Origin of the sequence: Bacillus sp. 105MF (assembly GCF_000374885.1) — a bacterium.
Taxonomy (GTDB): Bacteria; Bacillota; Bacilli; order Bacillales; family Bacillaceae_G; genus Bacillus_A; species Bacillus_A pseudomycoides.
On sequence record NZ_KB895578.1, the window covers coordinates 137,415 to 148,730 of the forward strand.

Consider the following 11,316-nt stretch of genomic DNA (forward strand, 5'->3'; position numbering starts at 1 on the left):
GTAACGGTAGACATCCGTCCGAGCTTACTTTATTCAGCCACGGCTCCTCGGAGATGATTTTCAAATAAAGTCTGTACACCGGCTTTCAGCAAGGCGCCGGCTCTCTGGGGAACAGTACAATATTTTACTCTTTCTCGTCTTCAGATTTGTATACTTTTATTAAAAGTTATTTTATTCCATGAAACAGACAATTGTCAATCAATTCAAAAATATATTTTCATTTTCGTCCTAGTTCTCGAATTTTATACATCATGAACAGTTGCTATTACTTTATTGTTTCCCACACTTCCTCTAACTTTTCATCTTCTTCTGCAAGCTCTGCAAAAAATCCAGTTTCATCCTCATGAAGAACAGTTTCAAGTTCTGCTTTCGCTTCAGCATTTCGATTTAAAACAGCTAAATAGCATGCTCTGTTGTATCGAACTAATAAATCTGAAGAATCGAAAGATAGTATATGATTTGTTAGTTCTTCTGCCCTTTCTGTTTTTCCAATCTGATGATAAGACGCTGCTAAAGCGAGAAACATTGCATGATCTTGCGGATGGTGCAGTACTCCCTCTTCCAGCATTGCAATAGACTCTTCAAATCTTTCTTCACTTTGATATATTTCCGCTAGAGCAAGGAATGCACGGCTCACAAAAGGCATTCTTTCGATTAATTGTAAACAGATCTTTTCTGCCTGTTTTTCTTCCCCTAACATGAACAAAACATTTGAATGTAACAAGAGCATGTCATAATCATTTGGCTCTTCTTTACTCATCTGCTTTATTATTTCAAGAGCATCTCTTAACATCTCTTCATTTTCATCACCATGTTCGATGAGAAGATTTACAAGTTGCCGTGCCGCGCTAGTATTCCAAATGTTTTCTAAAGATGTTTGTAATACATCTATCGCTTCTGTAATCATATTCCCATTTTCATAAAATATCGCTAAACGCTGCGCTGCCATACTATTTTTAGCATTAAATTTTAAGGAAATTTCAAATAAATCAATAACAATTGTAATAAGTGAAATTTCTTTCGCACGGTTTTTCATTCGATAAAATGCTCTTGTAAGGATTGATTTCTTTGGCTCTTCATTTTGTTGTTGCTTACTCAGTCTCTCAGCAAGTGCAGATGCAGCGTACATAAATGCAGTACTTCTTTCTTTTTTCTTAATTGGCAGCAAATGAAGGGACTCTCGTATTTGAGATAATTTCCGCCTTTGTTCCATCGCTTGAACATACACTTCAAATACACGTTCATTTTCAATATCTTGCTTTATTAAATTTGTAACAAATGTAATTGCTTCCGGATTTCGCTTTTTAACAAGTACTTTTGCATAATGATATCGTACTTCCACATGTTCTTCATCCATTTGCAAAGCTTCTTCCATTAGTTCTTGTTCTTTATCTACATCTTTCATGGCGCCATATACATATGCAAGAGCGTCTAAACGCCACATTTCATTCACTCTGCCAGCCAATTTCTCTAACTCAGATAGAAGCTCTTTATGAAGAGAATTTTCTACTGAAAGCTCTGCCAAATACTCCATATTTACAATCATCGGTTCTTGGATCATTACCTGAAGCATATGATGTTGTTCTTTTAAACGGTTTTCTTCTTTTTCGTATATTTCCGCTAACTTCAAATGTACTCCTATAAAGTTTGCATCTATTTCTAAGCAAGATTCATATGCTCTTTTTGCGTCTTCCAATTCCCCTAATACCATAAGGGATTCACCAATACGAAAATACGGAAGATTACTCGGTCTATGCTTTATTGCTTGATGGTATCGTTTCATTGCTTGATCGTATTGTCCAAGAGATTCATATAAAATACCAGCATAACAGCCATACTCAGTAATATCCGCTCTTTCTTTTTCTAGTTTTCTTAAAAATGCTATCCCACGTTGTACAAATGGTGTCCCTTCAACTCTATTTACATATTCCTCCAAAACATTCGCTGTATTATTTTTCAAACATCGGATGCCATTTTCTAACTTTGACAACGCTATCTTTAATTGTTCTTCATTAGCCCCTAATTCCATTTCAGCGTCCCACAATACCATTCCTGCATTCATTAGAAACTCATCATTTTGTTCAAATTTCTTTTCCATGCTGAAAATATAATGCTTTGCATCATTATACTGTTCTTTTGCCATATAAATTTGAACTAAACCAAAATGAGAATAAACGTCTCCATCATTTCCTTCTAAAGAACGTTTATATATTTTTTCAGCTTCTTCAAATTCATCATTTTGAAAATACAAATCCCCTAATCGAGTATATAATGATGATGATTCTTCGCAATTTTCGATACCCTGCGATAAAATTGCTTCTGCACTCTTCTTATCTTCTAGATCTGATTCATATATTTCTGAGAGTTTTACATATGGATATGGTACCGTTTTGTCTAATTGAATGGCGATGCGAAGTCCTTTGATTGCTAAATGCAATTTCTCCATTTGATGCGCACATTTGGCTCTTTCATACCATATATGTGCTTCATACTTATATTCTTTCAATAAATCATTAAACACTTCATATGCTTCCTCATAACGCTCTAAATCCATTAAAACTAAACCATGATTCACAAGAATAAACCTATCAGGATGACGTTGCAATGCAATTTGCGACATTTGCAAGCCCTGTTCAGACTGATCTATATACATATATGATAATGCCAGAAAACTCCATGCGATTGGCTGATCCGCATCTAATTGTAACGATGAGCGGAAGCTAGAAATTGCTTCCTCATACTCTTCTTTCTCTAAAGAATAACGGCCATGTATAAAATGATACAATGCTTGATTATTCTTTTTCTCAACACTTCGCAAGACATCACTAGCCCGCTCCAGATCTTGAATACGGATAAAGCATTGTGCACTATGTAGCTTAACAAAATCTGAATTCGGATATCTTTCCATTAACCTTTCAGCACAAAAAAGAATAAACTCTTGATTCACTTCAACATCCATATGTTTGATTGTGTATAACCACGTGTATGGATTTTCATTTGTCTCTTGTAAAAATGATACAAGTTTTTCAATCCCTTTTTTATCCAGCTCTTCTAAATGATCCGTCAGAGAGAATAGCTTTCGGAAGTATACATCTTCCTCTTCTACTAAAAATGACAATTGTTCCTTTTTCTCCTTAGGAACAAATACGATAGATAAACCATCGGTGTAGCGATATCTTTCCTGTAACTTCTCATATTCAACAAAAAGCGGTTCCAAGAAATTAGGATCTTGAACAAAAAAAGATTGTAACTGATCATCATATCCAGAAAGAACTTGAACATGGGATGCATGTTCAATATCTATACTTAATAAAACAGGAATATTTTGATCGAGTAATGCTTTATAGTTCTTTTCGTTCCCCTTGAAATAACGACAAACATAGCCCAATTCTTCTAAATAAGTAACCGTATCTGAAAATTTTGATCCTGTTACATCAAATATATGATTTGCGACTTCATCTTGTGTACGACTTTCTCCCCATAAGCGAAGCATCATCTCCAAGCTCGCTGGAACACAATAATTATCTTTTTGTACGATTGGTACTAATGGCAATTTTACTTTTTTCCCATTCGGGTATTTTTCTATATTATGATATAGTGACTCTTTCAAACATACTTCCGTTTTTAATAGAGCAAGTAACTCCTCGTTCTTATTCATTTTATACAACGCTTCTGCACGTAAATGTGTAAAATAAGCTTTATACGAATGGTACGGTAATATCTGATCGATCTTATCTATTACAGTTAACATTTCCTCATAACACTGTAAATCTAGTAAATGTTTCACCTTTTCGAAATAAAAATACGGTACTTGCGGAAACTGATCTATCGCATCATTAATCAATTGCAATGCTCGTTTCTGTTCACCTTTATATGCATATAGCTGTGATAATAAATAAACCGCTAGTTCTTCATTTTCCTTATGTTCCATCCCAGCTAAAAGTGAGTGCTCCGCTTTCTCCCATTCTCCTATTTGTATATAAAAATAGCCCCATTTATCAAAGACTGGACGTGTACTATAACTCTCAGCTTTTTTCATATATTGGAATGCTTCTTCATTTCGTTTCATTTCTAAAAGGCATCTTACTAATGTAAAGTAGGCTTTTGATAAAATATCAGAATCTATTTGTTCTGCCTTTATATCGTCCAAAGCGTCTTTTAATAACTTTTCAGCATCAAGTACTTTTCGGTCATCAATTAGCTCATCACAATATAAAGAGAGCGTTCTCATATTTGGAAATTTTTTATATGAATAGCGAATTAGGAAGGCACTATATTGATGCATAAGCCCTTCATCTGTAAGACGGATTAGCGTATCAAATTCCTCATGCCCTGAAATCAAAGAAAGCCATTCCTTCACATAGGAGAACGTATTGGTTTCTTTTATATGTGCAATTTCGTTATTTACATCCTGTAATCCATCTACAAATCGTTTCTCCTTCAAACACATCTCTAATCGCCTAAATTCTAACATGCATTCACCTCTAGTAATTATTTTTCTTGCGCATCAGTAAGCAGTATTCTTATCCGCTTGCTTAGATTCTACACAGCTTATATCATGTATTCAATTAAAATCTTATATAATCCTCGATAATAGAAAATATTATTTAAATTATAGTTTAAAAAGAATAAAAATAACTATTTTTTCATGTATTTTGTTTAATTTGGTGAAATAAAATTTATTTTATTAAGTTAATCACCACTTATAAATCAAAATTTTATACGGTGTTTGTATCCCATCTAAACTTCTTTACTTTCGCTGAATTTTGGGGTGGGTCTTATTTCCTGAAATAACGGGACATAACAATCCCCATCCTTTTATTGACAAAACAAATATTTCCACATATATTATAAACAAATACTAAACATTTAGTATTCTATATTTTCTATTTGAACGGAGGATACATATGACACGTTTAATGGTGCTAGGTTTACTCATGCAATACGGTCCTATGTCTGGATACGAATTACAACAAGCTATGCAATCAGCACAAACAGACACTTGGGCAGGTGTTTTTCCCGCTTCGATTTATCATGCCTTAAAAAAAATGGATAAAGAAGGATTAGTAGAGCTCGATGCCGTTGAAAAAACGGGCAATCGTTCCAAAGCAATTTATAGTGTTACACCTGCTGGAAAAGATGAATTCTATACACTCATGCTTCAGTCATTCCAGCAATCTTCAGTCGTATTCCCAACAGAGTTATATACAGCACTTACTTTTTTCGATACAAATACTGTTTCTCTTGAACACATTTCATCCGCCTTACAAGATCAAAAAAAGAAAATTATAGAAATGTACGAGAATATGAAAGCTGGACAATCTATTAAAGAAAAAATGATAGACATTCCAGAGCATGTGAGCCTGATTTTTGAAAATATTTATGAACAATGTGAAATACAGCTACGTTTCATTGGAAAAATGGAAAAAATGTTATCTCGATTAGAAAATAAGAAGAACACGGAGGAAAAATGATGGAAGCTAGGTTAAAAATGTCTCGCGTGCAAAAAGCTTCGTTATGGGTTGTAGCAGTAGCTGTCTTTACGGATATGCTCATCTACGGAATGATTGTCCCAATCTTACCACGGTACACAGAAACACTAGGTGCTTCCCAAACAGAGATTGGCTTTTTATTCGGTAGTTACGCTATTACTTTACTTCTTGCTACTCCCATTTTAGGAGTGGTTTCCGATAAGGTTGGAAGACGCCTCCCTATGATTCTAGGCTTATTTGGACTTGCAGCAGCGACTCTATTATTCGGACTTGCAAATAGTTTCTGGTTGCTCGTGCTCGCAAGAATGCTACAAGGTATATCTGCAGCAGCAACATGGACAGCTGGATTAGCACTTCTAGCAGATGTGTTCCCTCTGCAAGAACGCGGAAAGGCCATGGGTCTCGCTTTATCGGGACAAGCAGCTGGGATGCTCCTTGGTCCAACAATCGGCGGGGCACTTTATCAATGGGGAGGGTATCATCTTCCCTTTATTATCGCTGCCAGTATTGCACTCATTGATGGTATATTACGAATAACATTACTTCATAATGAACCAAAATCCAGCTCAAACCAACGAATTAGCTATCGATCTATCTTGAATATGCGTTCCCTATTTATTATGATCGGTATTATTATTCTAGGATCGGCCTTATCTAGCGCTTTAGAGCCAACTCTTCCACTCTACTTACAAGACACCTTACACCTTAGCCCTGGGACAATCGGACTCCTATTTTCCGTTCCAACTCTCGCATATGGATTTACCGCACCAATCATTGGCACACTTTCAACTAAAATTGGCAGAAAACAAACGATGGCAGTAGGCATAGCTTTGGCTGCTTTATGTTTCCCATTTACAGTGATTGTTTCTCATACCGCCCTGGAAATATTTGTACTTGCTATCCTTGGAATTAGTTTTAGCCTTTTACTAGCACCTGCTTTACCAGAACTTACATATCTCGCAGACAAAAACGGAGTTCATGCATATGGAATACTTTTTGCAATCTATAATACAGCCTACTCAATTGGTATGTTTTTTGGACCGATGCTTAGCGGAAGTTTATCAGATTTATTTGGATTTACAAATGCTTTCTACATATTTAGTGTTCTTCTTTTATGTTATCTGTGCTTGTTTTTGTGGAAAATGAAAAAATGACATTAGGTTATTACTATGAACAAAATACGACCTCCAGCATATATCGTATGTTGGAAATCTTATCACGTTAATTTATTTTAATGGTTAATCACTTACTTATTACTAAAACACTTCATCTCTCATTCTCTAAATTATTTCCATCAACATAAAAAAATAAGAACTGGCACATCAAAAAAACCCGTGAATTATTCACGGGTTTCCCCTTTCAAAAAGCTAATCGCAATTGTTCCAGCACCTGCATGAACAGCAAAAGATATAGGAAGTGGGTAAATTAAAAACTTCATTTCAGGAAATACTGCTCTGAAATCAGCAATCCATTCTTCTGCCCCTTCTTCATCATTCGCATGGAAAACATGGACTACTTTCGGCATTTCTTTTTCAAGTTCGCTTCGCATATATTCTTTACATTTTTGTATTTTACGAACTTTCTTCTCCAACACAAGTTCGCCATGTTTTACTTCTAGAATTAGGTTTACACTTAGTAGACTGCCTAGTATAAATTGTACACCTTTCACACGTCCACTTGCATATAGACCTTTCAAATCCTTTGGAAATACATAATAAGGACTACGTTCCACATGTTGTATTGTCTTTTGTATATCTTGTAAAGTCATACCCTTACGGTATAACGTTTGCGCTTTTGTTAAAATTTCATCCATTGGATAACTCGTTGTTTCACTATCTATTACAACTAGAGGAAATCCTGCCATTTCTGCTGCAAGTATCATATTTTGATAAGTGCCACTTACTTTCCCACTAATTGTGATTGCAAATCCCTCTTCATATTCTTCTTTACATTTAGAAAAGAGTGCAACCATATCTCCAAAATTAGGTTGTGACGTAGTTACAGTTATACCCTGTTTTAATGCATCGTAGACACGTTCACGAACACCTTCTTCACAGTCTTTGTAAGCCGTTCCATTAATAACAATTTCAATCGGTATAACAAAATTATCTGCACTTGTTGTAAAGTTTGCAGTTGTACTATCAGTAAACCAAGCAACACGCTTCATGTTGTTCCTCCCTTGTGCGCGTCCTTTTCTCGGACTTTTCTCACAATTCTATCTATTCTAGTTTTAAAAAAGGACTATGCTTGTTATCATAACAAGACTATCTCTGTTTTTCCATAGGAAATGGGTGATTTAAGCGAGGTTTTCAAAATTAATATCGAATCTATTTTCATTCGTACACGATTTTGACATATTTTCTTTTAGAAAATACTATCAAACTAAAAAATAAGACTTCTAACATGTATACAGCGTTAGAAGTCCTAACTCATTTCTTTATTTACATTACTTGCTTTTCACTATGCCAAAAGTAATTTTCATACTTGGAGCATATACTAAAGAAGAATCTATAGTGAATGCTTTAGAAAATTGTAATTCTGCTTCGTACTGCACCATCGCTTCATTGTATATCAGCCCTCGATTTATTAAACGTTCAATGAATTCTTCTTTTTCAGCAGGAGTATTACCGATTCCCTCTTCCTTGAGTGATTGATACAATTGCTGTTTATCTCTTTGATCCTCATTAACATTAAGAAAATTAATCTTATCACTAACTCTACATTCAACATTTTCTACCCCTAGCTCACTTAGATATGTTGGTAATTTAATACCGATGTTTCCATCTTTACCATTTCGTTTTGCATCTTTTTCAAATAATTTTTGAAGAACACCAATCTGAACAATTTCTGATTGCTCTAGATTGTTAAGACTATACGAAGACATATTCGAAATCCAATGTGGTTCAAAGCATATGATATTACCTTCATCAACGACCGAGTCTATCATTTTTTGTAACATTGTCTTTGGATCGTTCATATGTAATAAAAAAGCATGACATACTGCTATATCATACTTACTTTCTAATTGAATTTCAGTAACATCTGCCTCAAGAAAGTCTGCTTCATATGGAAGAATGCGGAATAACTCTCTTGCTTTATTAATTAGTTTCTTCCCCTTATCAATTCCTGTATATCTAGACCCTATTGGTAACAGAGGTAATAGTTTCAGACCTAAATAACCATATCCACAACCATAGTCAACAATATGAACTGGTTTAGAGATTTTCCAAACTGAATTCACCAAAAAACTTAGATAATCATCGTTATAATATAGATCCCTTGTATTTCTCAAATACTCCAACTTATTATCCCAATCATACTCTTTCAATTGAGCTACCTCCTTCTGTTTATATTGAAATTGCTGATTTCGTTCCCTACTTTGAGCAAATGATAAAAATATTTTCTAGATATAAAAACACTTTTTCATGTCCATAAGTTCTTAATGTATCTAGACATCTGTTCAGCTCATTTAGACAAAATGTATTTGATAAATTGAAGCCAAATTAGATTTTTATAACATTTCCAATCAATTTAATATCTTCTCCATCAATAACTATCCCATCACCATCTTTACAAGCATAAATTGTCCTATTTTTCAGCCTGGAATAATCCTTTAATAATTCTAAATATTTTTCACTTTGCTCCTCACTCCAATGAGGCATAAAATCAAAATCTACAAAACCTAAAGAGCTTCTATCCTCTAGTCCTATAATATCCTCGTCTACAAATTGAGCTGTATCAATACTTTTAGTAGATATTATACTACCTGCACTAACACCAATTAAAACCCCACCATTTTCCACATAAGATTTTAATGAATGTAATAAATTTCTTTTTCTTAGGGAATTTAAAAAGCGAAATGTATTTCCACCTGAAAGATGTATTGCATCATAATTAAATATGTTATTAACCTTTCTTTCATCGTATTCTTTATCTAAATCAAAATATTCTACTTTGCTAATTCCTAAATCTCTATAATATTTAACTACATTATTAAAATACTTTCCTGTTTCATCTGAAGATGATCGAAGATATGCTATTGAAGGGTTTTCTTTATTTAATAACCTTAAAAGCTCATAATCCAATTTTCTATCTTCTTGTATTTGATCGCTATATAATATCATTTTTCTCATTAAAATCCCCCATTTCCCATTTGGAAATTTCTTAATTTTCAGTTTCACGATCTTCTTTTTGACCTCTTTCACTTGTAAAGCTTAATACTAATTTTACAATATATCTCTATCTTTTTTGGATATATTGTAAATAATATAAAGTGAAGGCTAATAATCAGTGGAGGTTTCCTTCATTCCCTCCGATTATTAGCCTTCATCAATTTGGCTTTTACGGGTAGTTTATCTCCCACCTAACTTCTTATTTCTTCGGCGTTTTACTGTACGTAAATAGCTGTCCAGAGACAACTATCATCGTTACTATAAAAGCTTATATACTCCATAATAACGTACATAGTTCTTCCTTTTGAAACAATTATTATCGTTACTGAGATCCTATTCTAATGATTACATTTATTACTGTTACTCATATAGAATTTCTAATTCCACCTTGAGTATAAATGTACATCTATACATTTATACTCGTATTCATTTAAAGTTGTAACATTAAATATTTATCTTTTCTTCTCCACTTAAAAATTGTTAATTTAGATATACAGAAACAATATTTTAAAAATTCAACAGGTGTAAATGTAGCTTTGAAATAAACATTGATCAAAAACAACTCGAAAACCCTCATTTCACAATAAATAATAAGAAACCATTTTGAAGAAAGATGCAAGCTTTTTTATATAATTTTCGAAATCGGAAGTTGTTTATAAATGATCAGTTCTTATATTTTATAATAGTGCCGTTTGTATCTTTAAATTCTAAAACAGTCGTAATGAGATCTAACGATTTTGGACCATCATCTAATTTATTAGGAAGGATCACGTACCATAAACTCCATCCTTTATACTTTGGTTCGTTTGGTAAGAATTTATCTAAATCTACAATATGTCCTGGGGTGGATTCATATGATACCTTGCTAATAGATGGGTTCTTAAGATAACCAGAAATAACTTTTCCATTTGATATTCCCATAGTAGGTGATATACCAGAATCTTGTACTTCTAACTCACTTACATTTGTTCCTCCTGTCATCCCACTAACAGTCCATTTTTTATTTCTAAATCTGCTATTGAAATGTAATCACTAGGTGTAACAAAAAAGGCTGTTTTTCCATCTATTTTTATAATACGCTCTAAAACAGAATATTTATTTGTTTCTGCATCACTTGTTGGTTTTAATCCGTGCTTTAATGCTTCTTGTGGTGTATCGTATCCTTTTGAAATCGAACAGCCACTAATGATAAGGGTTAAGGAACCTAATATAAGATATTTTCTAAGTTTTTTATGCAAAAATCATTCCTCCTATCACCTGTAAAAATATAGATTTATTACATTCTATCACTGTAGAGTTAGAATAAGTCGTACATTTTTTAATGAATATCGTATACATCTGAAGTTTACATAACACCACTTATCAGTAGTCAATAACGAAAATGAGAAAGCAGCAACGATATAGTTGCTGCTTTCTTCAATCAAAATATTAAGAATATATGCTTGTTAACTTATAAATTGATATTTAAATTCATGTTATGCTTGGTATTTACTGGTTCGTTGCACGAAACCAACATCTCTAGCAAGATCTCGTAAGATATTTGGAGATAAAAAACTTTGAATCTCTTGAGCAAATAGTTGTAATTCATCAGATACAGAAATAGACATACAAAAACGCCATCCTTTCCTATGATTCTACAGAAAGAATAGCGT

At 33.5% G+C, this 11,316-nt stretch carries 7 protein-coding genes, 1 pseudogene and 1 other annotated feature (1 of these 9 cut by a window edge); of the genes and pseudogenes, 2 read left to right on the forward strand and 6 right to left on the reverse strand.

Annotation, left to right across the window (positions count from 1 at the left end):
• Window positions 1–150: a binding site (T-box leader), on the reverse strand (it extends 90 nt beyond the left edge of the window).
• A gap of 115 nt (window positions 151–265) precedes the next feature.
• The gene (locus tag C564_RS0119280; protein ID WP_018766457.1) at window positions 266–4,474 is read right to left on the reverse strand and encodes a bacteriocin-processing peptidase family protein; all 4,209 of its coding nucleotides are present in this window, start codon (window positions 4,472–4,474) and stop codon (window positions 266–268) included.
• A gap of 433 nt (window positions 4,475–4,907) precedes the next feature.
• Here C564_RS0119280 and C564_RS0119285 point away from each other — a divergent pair, with 433 nt between their 5' ends.
• Both C564_RS0119285 and C564_RS0119290 read left to right on the forward strand, forming a co-directional pair.
• Window positions 4,908–5,474: a PadR family transcriptional regulator gene (locus C564_RS0119285; protein ID WP_018766458.1), complete on the forward strand. Its 567-nt coding sequence runs from the start codon at window positions 4,908–4,910 to the stop codon at window positions 5,472–5,474.
• A complete protein-coding gene (locus C564_RS0119290) occupies window positions 5,474–6,646 on the forward strand; it encodes an MFS transporter (protein WP_018766459.1) in 1,173 nt (390 codons plus the stop codon). Before C564_RS0119285 ends, C564_RS0119290 begins: the two co-directional genes overlap by 1 nt.
• A gap of 185 nt (window positions 6,647–6,831) precedes the next feature.
• Here the strand turns inward: C564_RS0119290 and C564_RS0119295 are convergent, their stop codons facing one another.
• The 5 genes and pseudogenes from C564_RS0119295 to C564_RS38065 form a co-directional block, all read right to left on the reverse strand.
• A complete protein-coding gene (locus C564_RS0119295) occupies window positions 6,832–7,659 on the reverse strand; it encodes a DegV family protein (RefSeq protein ID WP_006094703.1) in 828 nt (275 codons plus the stop codon).
• A 279-nt stretch (window positions 7,660–7,938) separates the two neighbouring features.
• Entirely contained in the window at window positions 7,939–8,820 is an 882-nt protein-coding gene (locus C564_RS0119300; protein ID WP_018766460.1) for a methyltransferase domain-containing protein, read from the reverse strand.
• 175 nt (window positions 8,821–8,995) lie between these two features.
• Window positions 8,996–9,625, reverse strand: coding sequence for a Type 1 glutamine amidotransferase-like domain-containing protein (locus C564_RS0119305; RefSeq protein ID WP_026008632.1), 630 nt, complete (start codon window positions 9,623–9,625; stop codon window positions 8,996–8,998).
• A 702-nt stretch (window positions 9,626–10,327) separates the two neighbouring features.
• Window positions 10,328–10,902, reverse strand: a pseudogene (locus C564_RS38230) (hypothetical protein).
• 237 nt (window positions 10,903–11,139) lie between these two features.
• A complete protein-coding gene (locus tag C564_RS38065) occupies window positions 11,140–11,271 on the reverse strand; it encodes a hypothetical protein (RefSeq protein ID WP_003197296.1) in 132 nt (43 codons plus the stop codon).
• Window positions 11,272–11,316 lie beyond the last annotated feature (45 nt).